This window comes from Aliivibrio kagoshimensis (genome assembly GCF_050337105.1).
Lineage (GTDB): Bacteria > Pseudomonadota > Gammaproteobacteria > Enterobacterales > Vibrionaceae > Aliivibrio_A > Aliivibrio_A kagoshimensis.
The window spans coordinates 117,458-136,488 of sequence record NZ_JAKJSQ010000003.1 but is presented as its reverse complement, the minus strand read 5'-3'; the positions used below and the strand labels follow the sequence as shown (position 1 = coordinate 136,488).

Genomic DNA, 19,031 nt, shown 5'->3' with positions numbered 1-19,031 from the left:
AATTAAACGCTCTCCATCATCAGTTCGCCATCTTTCATCTGTAATTGTTTATCCAATTTCTCTGCCAATTCCGTGTCATGGGTGACCACTAAAAAAGCAGTGCCTGATTCACGATTTAGCTCTCTCATTAGCTCGTAAATGTCTAAAGCCGTTTGATGATCTAAGTTACCCGTTGGCTCATCGGCAAGCACTAGGTCAGGCTTATTCACTAGAGCGCGGGCAATAGCCACTCGTTGACGCTCTCCGCCGGAAAGTTCTGATGGTCGATGTTCCAGACGATGGGATAACCCCACTTTGGTAAGCAGCTCGACCGCTCTTTCTCTAGATTGACTTTTCGATACGCCACCGATTAACAGCGGCATGGCTACGTTTTCAACCGCCGAAAAGTCAGCGAGTAAATGGTGAAACTGGTAAACAAATCCAATATGCTTATTGCGAAGTTTAGCCTGTTTGTTGGCACTTAAACTGGTTAAGTTGGTGGTGTTAAAGATCACCTCACCCGCCGATGGCTTATCCAAAGCACCTAAAATATGCAATAAGGTACTTTTTCCGGATCCTGATGAACCGATAATCGCCACCAACTCCCCAGCATTAATAGAAAGATCGACCCCTTTTAACACTTCAGTATCCAGAGCGGCTTCGGTATAGGTTTTACGTACTCCCTGACAAACCAGTAATGGGTTATTCATATCTTAATGCCTCAGCAGGTCTCACCGCAGCCGCGCGATAAGAGGGAAATAGGGTAGCTATTAGGCTTAAAGCAATAGCAAGAATAATGACGGTTAACACTTGAAGCGGCTCAATCATCACCGGCAGCGAACCGCCAACTGTTAACTGAGATAGCCCAAGAGTACCTAAAATCGTATTGATATTCGCGGCGATCAACGAGCCTAATACCCCACCAACAATTGCGCCAATGACCCCACTGCTAGCACCTTGAACCATAAAAATGGCTAACACTTGGTTGCTGGTCATGCCTTGGGTTTTCAAAATTGCCACTTCAGCTTGTTTCTCCATCACAACCATAATGAGGGCAGAGATGATGTTAAATGCAGCCACACCAACAATCAGACCGAGCATTAGCCCCATCATATTCTTCTCCATTTTTACCGCTTGAAACAACTCGCCTCGCTGTTCACGCCAGTCTGACCATATCATGCCATCTGGTAACGGTTGTGAAGCAAGCTCTGTCACTACAAAAGGGTCATCAAAAAAGAGTCGCCAGCCGGTCATCTCACCCGATTTTATCTTCATCAATCTCGCGGCGTCATCGATATGAGTCACTGCCAATACACTGTCTACATCTGAACCGGTACTAAAAAGACCGGCAACAGTGAAGTTTCTCTGACTTGGAATTCGCCCAATAGGGGTGTACTGACTAGCGCTGGTTACCATAAGTCTGACGGTATCCCCTACCCTCACACCTAGGTTACGTGCTAACAAGCGCCCAAGGTAGAGTTGGTAACTCCCCGCTTGCAGCTCTGTGACGCTGTTCGATATGAGATACTGTTGCAGGGGATCATATTGATTAGGATCCATGCCAGTCAGCATTCCGGCAGTCAGTCCATCACTACTTTGAATAACCATTTCGCCCCTTACAATGGGGGCAATATGAGTGACATGGTTGAGCTGAGTCAGCGCGTGAGGAGGGTGTTCTGCTTTGGTCACCGTTAAGCTTTCAGAGGAGACAACAGCTTGAGGAAGCACTCCTAAAATTCGATCTTTCAACTGCATTTCAAAGCCGTTCATCACCGAGAGAACGGTCACAAGTGAGAGTACCCCAATGGTGATTCCAGCGGTTGACATATAAGAGACAAATCGACTAAAGCGGTCGCCTGAACGGCCTCTTAAATACCGCAGTCCAATGAATACTGAGACAGGGTGAAACATTATTTCTCTCATCTACATCATGATTTAATTACTTGAAGCATACCTTTTGAGTCAGTATATTTCTACTAATACCCAACTTACTGATTATTCCTCTCTTTTCTCCTTGCTCAATTGCAGCCACTCCGCGATAATTATCATTATGTTATAAAAGGATTACATCATGGCTCAAGAAGAGTACTTTTCAGTAAGTTACGCATTAGCACTTAATGTGGAGCCTTTAGCTGATAACGAATCATTACCTACTGTTGAGCAGTTCGAGAGAGAGATCCCGCTCCCTTTTCGAGTCGCTAGCGAGTGTGGAAATATTGAACACTCTCTTGAGCTAGATCTAGCGCACCTAAAACGGGAAGAGAACAAAACGTTGATGAACTACTTGGCGAACCAAAATACCAAGCTCAATTTACTGCTCTCTTTTATGCTTTCTCAACAAGATGACAACCGCTTTCGTTATCAGTCCGAGTCTTTTGGTGCCAGTCAGTTTTGTTACAAATCGAATACCGAGTTAAGCGTAGGCACATTAGCACGGGTAAAATTATTTTTAGAACATCCTCCAGCAGCCATATACTGCTATGCTGAAGTCACAACCAGCAAACCCGATGGCGAGCAGTTTTTAACCGAATTGCGTTATCTACATTTAAGTGAGTCTGACCGTGATCTCTTGATCCGTGCAGCTCTATACCAACAGCAGCAGTTACTTAAAAAACGTGCTAATCAACGACTTGAAGATTGACCGATATTTCTAATGCAAAAAAATAACATATTAACACTACCACTACCGTCTAAGGTAGGGGATAACCGTTTTATTGGTAATTTACCGGGCGCTTCTTTGGCCCTTGCGATTGCTGAATTGGCAGACAATAGAGAGAGCTTAATTGTTGTTGCAGTTCCTGATGCGCAAACCGCATTTAGACTGCAGCCAGAAATCGAGCAATTCTCCAATAAAAGTGTGAGCCTGTTTCCAGACTGGGAAACCTTGCCATATGATAATTTTTCGCCCCATCAAGATATCATCTCAGATCGTTTGGCCCGCCTTTACCAGTTACCACAACAAAAAAGTGGTATTCTTTTAGCACCAATCAGTACACTACTGCAGCGTCAGTCGCCTCAATCATTTTTGATTAAACACGCCTTAATGATCAATGTCGGTGATCTGCTCTCGTTAGATAAACTTCGTCTACAACTTGAAAAGTCTGGGTACCTGCATGTTGACCAGGTAATGGGGCATGGTGAGTATGCAAGTCGAGGTTCGATCATCGACCTCTATCCAATGGGTTGTGATCAACCTTACCGAATTGACTTCTTCGATGATGAAATTGATACCATTCGACTTTTTGATCCTGAAAACCAAAGGACCATTGAAGACGTTAAGGCCATCAATTTACTGCCTGCGCATGAATTCCCAACCAGTGAAGAGTCGATTGAAGATTTTCGAATTCGCTGGAGACAACGTTTTGAAGCACGCCGTGAGCCTGAATCTGTCTATCAGCAGATAAGCAAAGGCACCTGGCCCGCGGGTATCGAGTATTGGCAACCCCTATTTTTTGATGAAACCGAAACCTTGTTTGACTATTTTCCTCAAGAGACGCTGTTAGTTACTCATGGCGATCTGGAACAAGCAGCAGATACTTTTTTAGCCGATGCCAATCATCGCTATGAACAGCGAAAAGTGGACCCTCTACGTCCTCTATTACCACCTAATGAGTTGTGGCTCTCTACCCACGACCTATTTGGCGCCTTTAAACAGCTGCCTAAAGTAAAACTCTCCCTAGAGAAAGAGCCAACCAAAGCAGGTCGCTATAATCCAAGCATCTCAGCATTACCTGAGATTGCCATTCAACACCAAGCTAAAGAGCCACTGGCCGATTTTCGTCAGTTTCATGAGAACTTTACGGGAAAAATCATCCTTTCGGTTGAGTCTGAAGGTCGTCGAGAAGCCTTGTTGGAGCTGTTAGCTCGAATAAAATTAAAACCCATCACACAAAACTCTCTGCATGAAGCGGCCACATCAAAACACAAGATCTCACTGATTATTGGCTCAGCAGACCGTGGCTTTGTACTAGATGACCCTCATCTCTGCCTAATTTGTGAAAGTGACCTTCTTGGCGAACGAGTGATTCAACGTCGCCGTCGCAATAACAAAAAAACCATCAACTCAGACACCATTGTTCGTAACCTAGCCGAATTGAAGCCGGGACAACCCGTCGTGCATATTGACCACGGCATTGGTCGTTACACCGGTTTGCAAACTCTAGACGCTGGCGGAATGACCACTGAGTACGTCACACTAGAGTATCAAGGCGGGGCTAAACTTTACGTTCCTGTTGCTTCTCTAAACCTAATTAGCCGTTACTCTGGTGGTTCTGAAGACTCAGCACCGCTACACAAACTGGGTGGGGAAGCGTGGACTAAAGCCCGTAAAAAAGCGGCTGAAAAAGTCCGTGATGTCGCTGCTGAGCTATTAGATGTCTATGCCAAGCGCGCAGTAAAACCAGGATTTAAATTCAAACTGGATCGTGAACAGTACGCCGACTTTACGAGCACCTTCCCGTTTGAAGAGACCCATGACCAAGCATTAGCGATTAATGCGGTCATCTCTGACATGTGTCAAGCCAAAGCCATGGACCGTTTGGTGTGTGGTGATGTGGGATTTGGTAAAACCGAAGTTGCTATGCGCGCAGCATTTATCTGTACCGACAATAACAAGCAGGTCGCCGTATTGGTTCCAACCACTCTACTTGCACAGCAACACTTTGAAAATTTTCGTGACCGCTTTGCGAATCTACCTATCCGCGTTGAAGTACTTTCACGTTTCCAGTCAGCCAAAGATCAAAAGCAGATCCTTGCCGACTCTGCAGCAGGAAAAATTGACATCTTAATTGGCACTCACAAACTGTTGCAAGACACCATTAAGTTCAGCGATCTAGGTCTACTGATTGTTGATGAAGAACACCGCTTTGGAGTACGTCAAAAAGAGAAAGTAAAAGCGATGCGTGCAGACGTTGATATATTAACGTTAACCGCAACCCCGATTCCAAGAACACTTAATATGGCAATGAGTGGTATGCGCGATCTCTCAATCATTGCCACGCCACCAGCAAGACGTTTAGCAATAAAAACGTTTGTGCGTGAGCGCGATGATACGGTTACCCGCGAAGCGATGTTACGTGAAATCATGCGTGGCGGTCAGGTCTATTTCTTACACAACAATGTCGACTCCATTGAAAAAACGGCGGAAGAGTTAACCAAGTTAGTACCAGAAGCGCGCATTACCGTTGCCCATGGCCAGATGAGAGAGCGAGAACTAGAGCGAATTATGTCTGATTTTTACCATCAGCGATTTAATGTTCTAGTCTGTACGACCATCATCGAAACAGGTATTGATGTGCCAACCGCCAATACCATCATAATGGATCGTGCTGACAACCTAGGTTTGGCTCAGTTGCACCAATTAAGAGGTCGTGTTGGCCGTTCTCACCACCAAGCCTATGCTTACCTGTTAACACCACATCCAAAACGAATCACCAAGGATGCCGCGAAGCGCCTTGAAGCGATCGCCTCCCTCGAAGATCTTGGTGCTGGTTTTACTTTAGCCACGCACGATCTAGAGATACGTGGTGCCGGTGAACTATTAGGGGATGGTCAAAGTGGCCAAATCCAATCAGTGGGATTCACGCTCTATATGGAGATGTTAGAACAGGCGGTCGAGGCCCTTAAACAAGGCAAAGAACCCTCTTTAGACGAACTTCTTAGGGAACAAACTGAAGTAGAGCTACGATTACCTGCTTTATTGCCTGAGGACTATATCCCCGACATCAATACTCGACTCTCTCTCTATAAGCGTATAGCAAGTGTGCAGAGCGATGGTGACATTCATGAACTTAAAGTTGAACTCATCGACCGGTTCGGCCTGTTACCTGAAGCGACTCAAAATTTACTAACGCTTGCTCAATTAAAACTGGACGCGGCACAGATGAAGATTCGAAAAATTGAAGCGGGTGAAAAAGGCGGATATATTCAATTTGAACCTAATTCTGACATAAACCCAGGATTTTTGGTTAGTCTGTTACAATCAACACCACCACAATTTGGTCTAGACGGACCAACAAAACTCAAATTTATGAAAAACTTGAGTGATAAAAAAGATAGAATTAAGTTTGTTAGCGATCTACTCGCTCAATTTAATGACAATAGAATTTAATACACGATCGCTTTTGCGGAGCTAAATGTGAAAAAACTGATTTACCTTGTATTGCTGACACTCAGCTTACCCTCTTTTGCTCGTCAATTTGACATTGAGGTGATTATCTTTAAAAGAGATTTAAACCCAGAAGCAATGATGGAACAGTGGCCAAAAATTCTCGACCCAATTAATTTAGACCGAGCTATCTCGTATCGTGACAATCAGATGATGGTAAGAAACGGCGCCGCACTGTTGGCATCGTCAGACTACCAGTTGCAAGCACAATATAATCAATTAAAAAAACACGCGGCATTTACCCCTATGGTCCATGTGGCATGGCGACAAGGCGATCAAGGCCGTTCAAGAGCCCCCGTATTCCATATACAAGCGGGTCAAGACTTCTCTGAAACCTATCTTGCCGATGGCCGCTCAAAAGCTGAAGTCGCTCGTGAACAAGTAGAAGCCGCCGTTGAACTTACTGTTAACGACACCAACTCGCCATTAAGTAATGAACTCGCTTTTGATGAACAAAGCGCGGATGCGCCACTGTATGAGTTAGATGGGCGTTTACAAGTGTACGTTCAGCACTACCTATTCATTGAGACGCAACTTGATCTCAAAAAGCCAGGCCAACGAAAAACAATGCTTGAGAGTGAGCCTGTTGAAATAGAGTCTCCTGAACCGGTGAGTTCAGCCGTATCGACCGGGGTGCAGATTGGCCACTTAGAGGAGATTGCACCTGTCTATAAGATTGAGCAGTATTTGAATACCTATCGCATGGCGCAGAAGCGTAAGATGCGTAGCAGTGAAACGCACTATCTCGATCACCCTCTATTGGGTATAATTATTCAGGTAAGAAGAGTCGCGCAGTAAATCACCAATTGCGGTCAACGATTCAAATAAAGGCCTCGTATCACGAGGCTTTTCAATTTTTCAACGTAATTAACGCAATTATCTCGTCATTCAATTGACTTTTCTGCGCTAACTATTACGATTTCTTTTTTATAGCAAAGCGGTACATCATTATGTCTGAGAATCAAACAGAAGAAACAGTCGAAATTAGCCTTGATCAAGCCTCTCCAGAACTACTTAAGGTTATCGAGTTCGAAGAAGTGCCTCAGGAAATGTTGCAAATGCTACTCTCTGTTCACGAAGTTGCTGAAGAAGCAGTGAGAGAGTCATGGGATGAAATGCCAGCAAGTGCACAAAAAGTACTGGATAACTTTGAGCAGTTCCATGCATTGGTTTCACTAAGCCAAAGCTACGCGGGTGTCGACTTCATGTCAGAGTTTGAAAACGTTCAGTTACCTGAAGGTTTAAGCGATGAAGAGAAAGAGGAACGTCGCTCTATCATGCTCGATCAAGTGCTGCATAACTGTGTAAAAGATATTATTAAACAGCTAAAAGTTGCTCGTCGTAAACCGGGCCTGAAACGTGAGTTTAACGAAATCTTTCAGAAATAAGCCGAAATATTTCAACCATAATTAGCTAACCACTTCGACACTCTCCTCACTCTAAGAGTGTCGAACATTCCTCCTATATTGAGAACCCTATGGCTCGCAAAGTTCGTTACATCTACAAAGGCAAAACTAAAGAGATCCTATTTTCGTTTAGAGAATTTGTTGGTCCACATGAGGCCGCAGCTGCTGAAGAAGGGGTTGATATCTCCGGCTACCACGACATGTTAACCCAAGTCGAAATGGCCTCAACCAGTTTAAAAGCGGTGAAAGATTTCCGTCATAACTACTTTGCAAAATTAGGCTTTGATAACATCGGCTTTGTAAAAGCGGAGAAAAAATAAGCCTGGGTTACTTCAATAACCGTTGCAATATTGAGGGATGGTATGGCCAGATATGATCAAAAATGGCCATCACTTCCGGATTACCAAATTTCGACATGCTTGCAGCGTGGAAGCGGTTTTTATTCTGTTTGATCAGCTCAACATCTTGTATCAGCTCTGTTGAGGGCTTTGAAGCTATAAAATCGGATATCACCAATAAATCTGCATTTTTGTATTTTTCTGTCTTCATGAGATCTATCGCGCTTTGTAACGCAGGCTCAAGATCGGTCCCTCCATGAAAAGAGTAAGCAAGAAAGTCACTCACCTCCCTAAGTCCATTCTGTTTAGTCAGCTCATAAGTGATCTGCTCAGTCGAGAACATGATCACGTAACACTCCCTCTGATTTGCCATCGCTATCTGCATCAACCCATAGGCAAGTGCTTTAGCACACTGCTCAGCAAACCCCTTCATTGAGCCTGAACCATCAATACAGATAATGAACGGCCCTTGCTCTTTTTCAGCATCACTTGATAAAGGCCGTTTGATTTTTACCTTATTCAGTTTTCTCTCTACATCTTTGCTCTGATAGCTCAATAAGCGTTTATCGATAAGGTGCTTATAGAACACGACTTCAAGCTCAGGGTAAGTCAAAAACAGTGCTTCGTTAGGCAGCATTCGATTAAGATCGTCACTTTCATGGATACCAACAATGTCTCCAGTCACGCTGTTGCAGCTCTGTTCACTTAATACCAGCTCTTCTACCATCACTTGCTGGTTGCTTTCACTTTCATTCTGCTCAGTGGCCATTCGCCCAAGTTGATCAGCTATCTGCTGCAGTTTGCTATTTTTTTGTAAGAATTGAGCGTGACTTTTAAGCAGTTTTATATCGGTTTTTGTTAATTTTGTTTTCGACATATTCCAAATTCGAATCCCTGAATCTGAATCCGACTTAGAGTCAATCTCCTCCAATGACTGCATGGTTTCTATCTGCTGATAGAGCTCCCTGATCAATTCCTCTTTATTTGCGTTTAACACCTTCATTTGAATCGATTTAATCTTCTGTTGCAGATGCTCAAACCACTGTTCACAAAAATAAAAAGAGAACATTGGATTACTTAATGCATCAGGCTGACCGACCAGCTTTTTCGCCTTCGAGTAAAAGCCAGACGTCTCCTCAAGTCTGTTTAAAAGCGATGGTATCTGTTTATTAAACGTCTCTTCATTCCATTGTGACGCCTCTTGATAAAGTGCAAACTCTTGCTGGATACTGGATAAACCACTGGCCGATACCATTTTACGTTTAACGGTTCTTTTCCAACCTTTCAGTTGGTCTTTCATGGAGGACTTCAAGTTTGGCTTAGGCCCGAAATAGCGAGATATTTTAGGTATCGACCGAATATCAGCCATGGCATTCTCAATAATACCTGATTCGGCAATCGACATGATCAGCTCAAACTCATGACCTCCTAGCATAGAATAAGTCCTTTATTCGTAATAATTAGTCAAACAGATGACTCGCGTAGAGACCAATTGAATGTATTTCCTTCCATCCTCTACCTTGGTTCTCAATTGTTGAATGCTCCTTTCAATCAATTTTGCCAACTCCATATCAATAAAGCTGTGCGGCAAACTCTCTTGAAAAGCACTTTTTGAATACATCAGCATCTCTTCAACTAATTTTAGTTCAGCTAGCGCATTATCGGCAATATTCTTCCAGTCGCTAATTTTACTTTGACTGGAATTATTCAAACCACTGATCCCGACACTGAGTGAACGATTAGCGGAATCTTTAACCTTTAGCTGGCCTTCACTGTCCAGTTCGAACTGTAATAGGCACAAATCTGGTTTTTCATTTTCATAGCCATGGATCTCAAACGAACCGAGAACAATTTTCTTCTTCAGTTCATCCGCATTAACAAATAGCCAATAACGCTGGTTAGATTCGGTTCCTTGTCGAACAACCTGGCCTTCTAAAATAATCAATCTAACCAAGTCGCTTGAGTGTCCAACCGTGAACCTTTTGGCCGTTTGTAGATCGATATTAATCGACTCTTTTCGTCCAAATCGCGACTTTTCGTTATGTTCCAAATTAACCTGTACCGAAAGCGTGTCTACCATATCATGCTCAATTCTCTGCATACTCTCGGTGGCCATATCAATTTTGGTATTAATCTGTTCCTGATCAAAGGCAGAATGTTGAGCAAATTTAGCAATCACTGCTCTGACTGATTCCCTAGACTCAGGTGTATTCCAAATACAATCTTGTAACAGCAAGATATCCAACGGCGTAATTTGATCTCTGCCATTAAAAAAAGCACTCGCTTTAAGTAGTTTCACCGACTTTTTCCACCGTCTATCTGAAATATACCCTTCACTTGGGTCATTCAGTTCAGCGTTCTTCTTCTCTACCAGCTCTTTTAGTTGGTATAATTTTTCAAAAATTTCAACGCTTAATGGAATATTGTCAAGTTCCTTCTGCCACTCGTGATATTCATTATGGGTAATTGCCAAGCCCGCTGGCAACACCGTTTCTTGATCCGTACCAGTGGTTAACATCGCCCTAAAATTATTTTTATTTTGGATTCGATTAACAAATACTCGAACTAACATTCGATCATATAAAGCATCCAAACCACTATCAGGGTCGGGAAGTTCATTCGACGCGGAGATCAATAAACGCATCGGCACTTTCAACGTTTCATTGCCATTTTTGAACGTTTTCTCATTCACTACGGTTAGTAAGGTATTTAGAATGGCAGGACCCGCTTTCCAAATCTCATCCAAAAAGACCACTTGCGATGTAGGAAGATATCCATCTACCAAGCGTACATAGCGACCGTTATCCTTTAATTCTTGAATCGACAGCGGCCCAAACACCTCTTCAGGGGTTGAGAAGCGCGTCATTAAATATTCAAAATAACTGCTATTATCAAACGCATTAATCAGCCTCTTTGCTATCATACTTTTCGCAATACCTGGAGGGCCGAGTAAAAATACACTTTCACCGCTTAAAGCGGCTAATAAGCAGAGTTTCATTGTATCTTCACGCTCAAATACACCATCTGAAAGTGCTGTAATTAATTTACGAACTCGCTCAGCTAATAGAACGGGGCTTGAACTCATCTATTCTCCTTGTGAATAAATTAAATGTTGTTAATTCACGGTACAGACTTAATGTCTCATGTTGTGTGATCAAAATCATGTACTTTAATTCTGTGGTAACTTTGTTTTCATAAATGAGTTATTAATGGTTATTTAGTATTCAACACTAATCAAATCACAGGTTTATCAATGGATGTATTTAACTGCACACTCCTCTTTCACAGTGTTGCTAAATTTAAAAGCATGTCGAAAGCAGCTGAACACCACTCTCTTAGCCCTTCAGCTGTCACCAAGAGAATCGCATGGCTTGAAGATAAACTCTCTGTACAACTCTTTGTCAGAACGACAAGACAACTTGCACTGACAGAAGCAGGTGAGCAGTATTACGCGAGGACGTTTAAACTAAGTCAGCAGTGGCAGTCGGTCATTGATGAAACCGCAGGATCGGGTAAAAAAAGTAAGGGCAGATTAAGAATTGCGGCTCCACAACCATTAACCAATCGTGTACTGGCTCAGGTCTGCTGTGATTTTCAAAAAGCGTACCCAAATATTTCAATCGAATTGGAAGTCGCTCATTTTCAAGACCTTCCTCTCTCTCATGCTGATATTAGTATCTGTGCTGAATTGGATGGTTTTAACTCAAGCAGTTATATCGGTCGTAAAGCATTCAATATGCACTACCGCCTGTATGCCTCTCCCCTTTATTTACAACATAACCCCACTATTCACTCATTAGACAATCTCCCCGAACACAACTGCCTTTATTATGGTTTAGAGAAGCGAGTGACTTGGAATTTTGATGCCACTCCCATCCACGTCACGGGCAATTTACGAACCAATAACACCGAAGTTCTGATCACAGCTGCAGTTCTGGGGCAAGGTATCGCTTATCTGCCTAATGAGTTGGTCTCTGAAGAGGTAGCAACCAAAAAGCTACTGCCAATCCTAGATCAACATCGAGGTGAAACCATTAGCACCTTCATCTATTACGCAAAACAAGATTACCTTCCGGAAAAAATTAAACTCTTTATCGACTTCTTTAAGAAATCAGTTGCTTGATGATCCCCTTCTTGCTATTAGTTTTATAAATAACGTATTTATCATTTTCACAAGGAACCCGCATGATTGACTTCCGCTCAGATACAGTAACAAGACCAAATCAAAAGATGCGCAGTATCATGGCCAACGCAGAAGTTGGTGATGATGTTTATGGCGATGACCCAACCGTCAATGAACTCGAATCTTGGGCAGCTAATGAATATGGTTTTGAAGCCGCGCTCTTTACCACTTCCGGAACTCAAGCTAACCTACTTGGTTTAATGGCTCATTGTGAACGTGGGGATGAATATCTGTGTGGTCAAACTGCGCATAACTATCGTTTTGAAGCCGGCGGCGCTGCAGTGTTAGGCTCGATCCAACCTCAACCAATTGAAAACAATCCGGATGGAACGATCTGTTTTGATAAACTTCAGGCAGCCATCAAACCTGACGACTCCCATTTTGCCCGAACCAAGCTATTAAGTTTAGAGAACACCACCAACGGTAAAGTGCTACCTATGGCCTATCTTGCACAAGCTCGTGAATTTGTGAATAAGAATGACCTACAGCTTCACCTGGATGGTGCACGTGTTTTTAACGCCGCAGCTGCACTGAATATTCACGTTAAAGAGATTGCGCAATACTTTGACTCCATCACTATCTGTCTTTCTAAAGGATTAGGTGCTCCGGTTGGTTCTCTGTTGCTTGGTGATAAAGCCTTCATCAATAGAGCGCATCGAATTCGAAAAATGTTAGGTGGCGGCATGCGTCAAGCGGGTATCTTAGCTGCTGCGGGTAAGCTCGCATTAACCGACAACGTTGAGCAGTTAACAGTGGATCATCAAAATGCACAGCTTTTGGCGGTTGAGCTATCAAAACTAGAGGGATTCTCGGTCAAACCTGAACGGGTTCAAACCAATATTGTGTTCGCTAAACTCTCAGATAGTATCGATATTAAAACCATTGCCAGAACACTATTGCAAGAGGAGATAGTAATCTCTAGTGGTAACCCTACACGTTTTGTTACTCACCGAGATATCTCACGTGATGATATTTTACACTTCATCGAAAGGCTAAAAAATGTGTGCTGTAATATTGACAGCACACGTCACTAATAGATAGCGTTACACACCTCTTTTAACGTGGATATACGCGTGACTAAGGGGTGAGTAATGTCTTCTGCATCTGGGTTTTGTTGAAAATAGAGAGTTTTCATTCCAGCGTTAATTCCTGCCTGAACCCCTATTGCTGTATCATCGACAAACAGGCATTCATTCACTAATACCCCCATGTTCATAGCAGCAAAGTGGAGTAAATCAGGTTCCGGTTTCCAGCTATTCGTATCAAAAGCACTAAAGGTTTTCCCTTTAAATTGAGGGAGAAGACCTGTTAGCTGAAGGGCATACTCAATTTTACTCACAGGGCCATTTGAGGCGACACATATTTCAATATGTTTATCATCTAGGTAGTGCAGTAACTCATCCACTCCCGGCATCGGCTTCAGATGTGCTTTAAACAGTTTATTGACCTCTTCGCGATAAAGCGGCTCAAGAATATCAATTGAAATAATCACACCCGCCATTTTACATGCTGATTGCAGAATATCGGCAATTTTGCCTCCACAAAAACGAGATTTGCACTCTTCGAGCGAAAGCGTAGCTCCAAATTTATCAAAGACGTTTACAAGCCCTTGGCAACAAAGTGTCTCACTGTCTACGAGTGTTCCATCACAATCAAAAATGATACAGGATATTTGGTTAGCAGTAGCCATGCTGCCCCCTTATTTATATTATCATCAACTACATCTTATATTCTTTATAGTTTTAATGTTCAAAATAAGAATGGACCAATAATCAGGGATCTAACAGGCTGAAATGTGAAATTTGATACGTGTGATATTTTTTTGTTTAAAAATTAGCCACTGCTCACACAAATCTAATTTTTGAGTGAGGCTAACCAGTTTTCTGAGGCTGACGAAGTGACAACTGCTGCACAATTAAGATCGCTCTCTAATTGTAACCTTTGGCATAACTTAACAATAAAGCTTTGTTTATTAATAGTTTTCATATTATTGGCAAACGCAAGATCGCTGATCATTACCGTTTCATTGGTTACATTTGCAACCAAAGCACACGCAGTGGGTCCCCCCTGTTCTATGGCAAGAAACAACTGATAACTCTCGTCTAAAATTATCTGGGTCAGAAACTCAAACACGCTCTCTTTATGGTCAGGCCACTTTTCGGACAGTAACATGGCAAAGCGAATGGTAAGTCTGTGATTATCGATTAAGACGATTTCGTCAGAAAAAGGAGGAAGAGGTAGCGTGTTGAGTATGTCGATATCTAATAGGTAGGTGTCAGTTTCTGTCGCCTCTGTCGCTAGGTAGTAATCTTTACCAATCACACTCTCTTGAGTTGGGTATTGAACGTCCACATGACTCTGCATCCATGACATTTTTTCTAAATATTTCTGTTCAATTAATGTTTGCAACGGTCCACTCCCTGATTTTCGACAGCCAATAAAAAAGGGATGGTTAGCCATCCCTTTTTATTCATCATTCTTACTTATTTATATATGCAAATGCGGTTTCAAAGGCATCTTGCTGATAATGTTTCAGCCCAACCTCTTTTACCTTCACTAACGCTGGCGTTCTTTTTAAACTCTCTTTCATCTCAGCGGCGCTCAGAAGCGTAACATCATAATCAGACATTAATTGAAGCGCACTTTCTAGTTTAAAACCAACGGCTCCGCCTGCAAATTTACCCTTCATCAAACGCTCTTTGATGATCACTTTCTCTACGCCGTAATCTTCCATCAATTTTGCAAATGCAAACTGGAATTCACGAATAGAGTGGGTATCCGATGCATTGTCGATTGACAGTTTTGATACACGACAATTCGGAATATCCATCATCCCGTCAGATTGAGAAAGAAGACAGATAATTGCATCATTCGCTTTCAGTTCTACACCACAAATTTTCATTCTAAATTTACCTAATTTTGCTTGGACTCGAATTATAGGCTAATTTTGACCTGAATTGGCAAATAAATGAAGGCGTCAGTGACTTTTAGTGATATTTGTTATTTTGCCCAAATGTCACAAAAATCAGGTACACACAATGTAGATGAGGGTGATGAGGAGCATCCCGCTAACGTTAACATAATTGCAATAATAAAAATTCTCTGCTTCATCTCAATTCCAGTTGCTGTTTTGCTGTATCGACTTCTCTATATCGACATGGTTAACCATAACTTTACGCTTATCAACACTGCAATGCATAAAATGGGCAAAAAAGCGCGTGTCATCAATAACGTGTTCTTTGTTGCCCCGGCATTTATACAGGAATAAGACAATACCAAGTCGTTCAAAATTGCTATAGTTCATGATGTTAGAATCACATAGATATAAAATTAGGGATTTAAAATGAAAAAACTACTTTTAGCCGTTGGGCTATCAACCCTACTTGTAGGTTGTTCAGACAATGAAGTGGGAGATGTCTCTTTAGGCCTATTTACGACTAAGGACATTAAAATCGAGGTACTTAATGATCCTGTGGTTACTGGTGTAACTTGTCATATGTCTAATGTGGTTGCTGATTTAGATTTTTCTGACCCATCGGATATGGGGATCAGTTGTCGTCAAACTGGTGAAATCACCTCAGAGATGATCAGTCAGATCGATAAGTCTAAAAGTGGTGAGGTGGTTTTCAAAAAATCGAAAAGTATCTTCTTAAAAACACTTAAGATTCGTCGAATCTACGATGCCCAGACCCAATCTTTGCTCTACTTGTCCTACAGTACTAAAGAGACTGAAGGCAGTTACAAACACTCGCTTTCAACGGTACCACTGTGGGATACCAAGGCGTGGGTCGTTCCAGTTCAAGAGTAACGTTGCCCCGACAATACTTTACATTCTGTGAGCTTGTACGACCGCAATTTCAACACGGCGATTACACTGCTTGCCTTTAAGAGTACTGTTACTACACAGCGGCATGTATTCACCAAATCCACGTGAATACAGCTGCTTAGCAGGTAAACTAGCGTCTAAGAAATAACGCCTCACACGATTTGCTCTCTGCTCTGATAAGTGTTGATTCATTAATTTCTCACCACTCTCATCAGCATGACCATCAATAATTAATTCGAGATCATCAAATCGTTCGAACACTTTAGCAAGATTGCTTAACAGTGAGCGTGACTGAGTCGTAAGCTCCGATGACGCCGTATTAAAGTAGAGTTTATCTTCAATCACGATCACTAATCGGTCTTTACTGTCATAACTAAAAGGCACACCTCTAAACTGTAACTCTTCGGCGACCCGTGTTATGCCCTCATTTTTAAGCTCCCCTGACGGGCCAGTTAAATCATACTCTAGCGCTTTGGGAGAAGTACTGTTCTCAATTTCAGGTCTTGGCGGCTCATGCGGTGCGATATCAAGCATAGTGATTTCTGGCATCATGCACCCTGACAGTGATACAACAGTGAAAAGTGGGAGATACTTGTTCATGCCTTTCCTTCTGTACAGTTTAGCCGTCATCCAAATACGGCAAGATAACGATATATAAATAGTATAATGTATAGTTCTTATCTAGTTATCGCCACTACTGGATAAAACTTAAGCTCTCAATATGCGTTAAACAGACTATTTTTCTGTTTGTCTGGAACTTATCTGTTCAAAACCCTTCTAAATCACAAGAAGAGCGTAAATTCTCCATCTCAATTTATCCCTTCCTTTTTACTATTCTCTATCTATTTATGAGTTTTTTATGAACAACCTATCCAAATTTTTACTGCTGCCATTGTTCACTCTGTTATTACTTTCCGGATGCTCTGAGTCAAATCAACCAATAGAAGGGAAACAGTTCTCCCTATTACCGACCGCTATTACGTCTGATTTTCTTGCTCCAGTAACTGAAGTATTCTCTTTATCCTGTGGACACTGCCGGACACTTGAAGCGTTTCTTCCAACCATTAAAAAGCAAATCAATACTGATATAGATAAACTTCACGTCACCTTTAACGATTCAGCTAAAGTGTCTGCGCTGCTCTACTATTCAGCGGTAATGCAACTCAATAAAGTCCCTGAGACCGCCTTTATGGAGCAGTTGTTTAGTGCTGTCCAAGAGAGTGAGGAGCAAACTATCACTCAACAGCAAGCCACAATAGAATTGGTGTTTACTAACCATAACCTTATTAGCCCGTACCAATTCACCAATATTCAACAAAAAGCGCTGCTTCAAATGATTAATAGTGCTGAAAAGATCACTGTTGCAGCCAAAATTAATGCTGTACCTACCTTCATAGTTAATGGAAAATACCAAGTACTGATCTCTGGCCATGAAAATCCAGATGAAATAGCCAATACCATCAACTATCTATTAAATGAATAGTATTACATCAACAGAAAGGAATTGTCAGTGTCAAAAATTATTATTATCGTCGCTTTGTTAGTACTTGCTTACTTCTTCATTCAAAGAATGTCTGGAAATCCAAAATTAGCCGCAGAAAACGTCAAAGCTGGTGAAGCCTTTTTGGCTGAGAACAGCACGAAAGAAGGCGTAATCATTACTGAGTCAGGACTACAGTATTTAGTGATGACTGAAGGCACTGGTGACGTTCACCCAACTGCCAGCAGTAAAGTGACAGTTCACTACCACGGCACTTTATTAGATGGTACGGTTTTCGATAGTTCAGTAGAACGCAATGAACCTATCTCTTTCAAACTAAGCCAAGTAATTAAAGGGTGGACTGAAGGTGTCCAACTGATGGTTGAAGGCGAAAAAGTACGTCTATTTATTCCAAGTAATCTTGCTTACGGCAACAGCTCTGCTGGTGCTATCAAGCCTGGTTCAACCCTTATTTTTGAAGTTGAACTGATTAAGATTGATTAGCCGTTAACCGATTTAAAAGCGCTACTTATCAAAAGTAGCGCTTTTTTTATGTCCTAATTTACAGTGTAAAGCTCTATCTGTTTACTCTAATTGCGGTAAATAGTCGTGCCATACACTCTGTGCGTCTTTCACTGCTTCTTCTCTAGTAATCTCTGCTGATTTCCCTGCAGCCCATAGCACCAAAGTTATTCCAGCCACAACGGTATTGGCAAGCAATTCGAACTTATCAGGTTCTGTGCCCATAACACATTGCTTCGGCTTCGGCAGTTGACTGTTTAGCTTCTCTAACCAATATAATTCCTCAACCCTGTCCGCATCTGCACACCATAAACTCTGACTCACTTTAGGGTTAAACTCACTCTCACCACCCACCCCTTTAAAAGAGACAGTACAAGTACTACTAGCAGCGGGCTGTTGTTTCTGTATAAAGTGCTCAGCTTCGGCGTGCAGCTTTGGAAAACCGGGATGAAAGCTACCACGTAAGGAGATTGCTGAATTAGCAGGGTTTAACATACGGGCGCAGGTATTGATCGGCGTTCTTAATCCATATTCCTGCTGCCAACGAAGCATCTCAACCACTTGAGGTGCATAAACGTCAAGAGGAAGGTAGGCGATCTTACTTTGTTGTAACGCCTGCTGGGCTTGTTCAATTGTATGACAATAAGTTATTCCGACTTTATCAAGGAAATTCGCAGCATGTAGGCGCTTTGTATCCTCTTCGACGTGACCATGAATCAATACTGACGTTCCACTAAGTGCTAATGCTTTTGCCGAATAGAGGTGCCAAGGTGCTCCCTGTAATTCACGTTTCCCAGCATAACATGGCCAATCGACATCAGCGTTTAACTGGCTCAGTGTCGGCGTACATTCAGAAAGGTGTTCTCTTAAGGCTTGAGTAAATCCAGCCACTTCGGCAACGGTTTCATTTTGGACTCGAATTAGCATCATTAACATCGCCATTTTTTCTGTCGGGACTTGGCCTTGCAGATACTCTCTCATCACTTGGTAGGCTTGATCGTAACTAAGTGGCTTTCGACTTCTTTCACCACGACCCACGGTGCGTATACACTCAACAATGGTGCTCATTCTGCTTATATCCCTATTTACTGACTCCGTCTCTCTTCAATATATCCTAACTGGCTCCGATTA

The 19,031-nt window shown here is 42.3% G+C and carries 20 protein-coding genes; 11 read left to right on the top strand and 9 right to left on the bottom strand.

Features of this window, described 5'->3' with window-relative positions; genetic code table 11:
- Positions 1–2: 2 nt before the first annotated feature.
- Both lolD and lolC read right to left on the bottom strand, forming a co-directional pair.
- The gene (gene lolD / locus L4C32_RS01560) at positions 3–689 is read right to left on the bottom strand and encodes a lipoprotein-releasing ABC transporter ATP-binding protein LolD (protein WP_428195096.1); all 687 of its coding nucleotides are present in this window, start codon (positions 687–689) and stop codon (positions 3–5) included.
- On the bottom strand, positions 682–1,890 hold the full coding sequence (gene lolC / locus L4C32_RS01555; protein ID WP_428195095.1) for a lipoprotein-releasing ABC transporter permease subunit LolC: 1,209 nt from the start codon (positions 1,888–1,890) through the stop codon (positions 682–684). The genes lolD and lolC overlap by 8 nt, the downstream gene beginning before the upstream one ends.
- Positions 1,891–2,050: 160 nt before the next feature.
- On the opposite strand from lolC, the gene L4C32_RS01550 reads away from it, so the two are divergent.
- The 5 genes from L4C32_RS01550 to L4C32_RS01530 all read left to right on the top strand — a co-directional run bounded on the left by L4C32_RS01550 (position 2,051) and on the right by L4C32_RS01530 (position 7,871).
- Positions 2,051–2,620, top strand: coding sequence for a PilZ domain-containing protein (locus L4C32_RS01550; RefSeq protein WP_428195094.1), 570 nt, complete (start codon positions 2,051–2,053; stop codon positions 2,618–2,620).
- Positions 2,621–2,632: 12 nt separating this feature from the next.
- The gene (gene mfd, locus L4C32_RS01545; RefSeq protein WP_428195093.1) at positions 2,633–6,088 is read left to right on the top strand and encodes a transcription-repair coupling factor; all 3,456 of its coding nucleotides are present in this window, start codon (positions 2,633–2,635) and stop codon (positions 6,086–6,088) included.
- Positions 6,089–6,115: 27 nt separating this feature from the next.
- Entirely contained in the window at positions 6,116–6,943 is an 828-nt protein-coding gene (locus L4C32_RS01540) for a peptidoglycan binding protein CsiV (RefSeq protein WP_428195092.1), read from the top strand.
- 152 nt (positions 6,944–7,095) lie between these two features.
- Positions 7,096–7,533: a DUF3069 domain-containing protein gene (locus L4C32_RS01535; RefSeq protein ID WP_428195091.1), complete on the top strand. Its 438-nt coding sequence runs from the start codon at positions 7,096–7,098 to the stop codon at positions 7,531–7,533.
- Between the two features lie 89 nt (positions 7,534–7,622).
- Entirely contained in the window at positions 7,623–7,871 is a 249-nt protein-coding gene (locus L4C32_RS01530; protein ID WP_428195090.1) for a DUF2960 family protein, read from the top strand.
- Positions 7,872–7,878: 7 nt separating this feature from the next.
- Here the strand turns inward: L4C32_RS01530 and viaA are convergent, their stop codons facing one another.
- Together viaA and L4C32_RS01520 are read right to left on the bottom strand one after the other, a co-directional pair.
- On the bottom strand, positions 7,879–9,324 hold the full coding sequence (viaA, locus tag L4C32_RS01525) for an ATPase RavA stimulator ViaA (RefSeq protein WP_428195089.1): 1,446 nt from the start codon (positions 9,322–9,324) through the stop codon (positions 7,879–7,881).
- A gap of 12 nt (positions 9,325–9,336) precedes the next feature.
- A complete protein-coding gene (locus L4C32_RS01520; protein ID WP_428195088.1) occupies positions 9,337–10,974 on the bottom strand; it encodes an ATPase RavA domain-containing protein in 1,638 nt (545 codons plus the stop codon).
- Between the two features lie 168 nt (positions 10,975–11,142).
- On the opposite strand from L4C32_RS01520, the gene L4C32_RS01515 reads away from it, so the two are divergent.
- Positions 11,143–12,012, top strand: coding sequence for a LysR family transcriptional regulator (locus tag L4C32_RS01515; RefSeq protein WP_428195087.1), 870 nt, complete (start codon positions 11,143–11,145; stop codon positions 12,010–12,012).
- Between the two features lie 65 nt (positions 12,013–12,077).
- A complete protein-coding gene (gene ltaE / locus L4C32_RS01510; RefSeq protein ID WP_428195139.1) occupies positions 12,078–13,106 on the top strand; it encodes a low-specificity L-threonine aldolase in 1,029 nt (342 codons plus the stop codon).
- On the opposite strand, the gene yieH is transcribed toward ltaE, so the two are convergent.
- The 3 genes from yieH to L4C32_RS01495 form a co-directional block, all read right to left on the bottom strand.
- Positions 13,103–13,762 carry a 6-phosphogluconate phosphatase gene (yieH, locus tag L4C32_RS01505; RefSeq protein ID WP_428195086.1) on the bottom strand — a complete coding sequence of 220 codons (660 nt, stop codon included), beginning with the start codon at positions 13,760–13,762 and terminating at the stop codon, positions 13,103–13,105. The two genes, ltaE and yieH, sit on opposite strands and share 4 nt — an antisense overlap.
- Positions 13,763–13,926: 164 nt before the next feature.
- Entirely contained in the window at positions 13,927–14,481 is a 555-nt protein-coding gene (locus tag L4C32_RS01500; protein ID WP_428195085.1) for a hypothetical protein, read from the bottom strand.
- A gap of 70 nt (positions 14,482–14,551) precedes the next feature.
- Positions 14,552–14,974, bottom strand: a complete 423-nt coding sequence (locus L4C32_RS01495; protein ID WP_428195084.1) for a DUF3010 family protein — start codon at positions 14,972–14,974, stop codon at positions 14,552–14,554.
- A 78-nt stretch (positions 14,975–15,052) separates the two neighbouring features.
- Here L4C32_RS01495 and L4C32_RS01490 point away from each other — a divergent pair, with 78 nt between their 5' ends.
- Together L4C32_RS01490 and L4C32_RS01485 are read left to right on the top strand one after the other, a co-directional pair.
- Positions 15,053–15,340, top strand: coding sequence for a hypothetical protein (locus tag L4C32_RS01490; protein WP_428195083.1), 288 nt, complete (start codon positions 15,053–15,055; stop codon positions 15,338–15,340).
- Between the two features lie 75 nt (positions 15,341–15,415).
- Complete coding sequence (locus tag L4C32_RS01485) at positions 15,416–15,880, top strand: CreA family protein (protein ID WP_428195082.1); 465 nt, start codon at positions 15,416–15,418, stop codon at positions 15,878–15,880.
- Between the two features lie 18 nt (positions 15,881–15,898).
- Here the strand turns inward: L4C32_RS01485 and L4C32_RS01480 are convergent, their stop codons facing one another.
- Positions 15,899–16,498: an OmpA family protein gene (locus tag L4C32_RS01480; RefSeq protein ID WP_428195081.1), complete on the bottom strand. Its 600-nt coding sequence runs from the start codon at positions 16,496–16,498 to the stop codon at positions 15,899–15,901.
- Between the two features lie 259 nt (positions 16,499–16,757).
- On the opposite strand from L4C32_RS01480, the gene L4C32_RS01475 reads away from it, so the two are divergent.
- Entirely contained in the window at positions 16,758–17,381 is a 624-nt protein-coding gene (locus L4C32_RS01475; RefSeq protein ID WP_428195080.1) for a thiol:disulfide interchange protein DsbA/DsbL, read from the top strand.
- Positions 17,382–17,408: 27 nt separating this feature from the next.
- Positions 17,409–17,882, top strand: coding sequence for a BamJ family beta-barrel-assembly machinery protein (gene bamJ, locus L4C32_RS01470; protein ID WP_428195079.1), 474 nt, complete (start codon positions 17,409–17,411; stop codon positions 17,880–17,882).
- A gap of 81 nt (positions 17,883–17,963) precedes the next feature.
- On the opposite strand, the gene L4C32_RS01465 is transcribed toward bamJ, so the two are convergent.
- Positions 17,964–18,968, bottom strand: coding sequence for a glycosyl transferase family protein (locus tag L4C32_RS01465; protein WP_428195078.1), 1,005 nt, complete (start codon positions 18,966–18,968; stop codon positions 17,964–17,966).
- Positions 18,969–19,031: the final 63 nt, after the last annotated feature.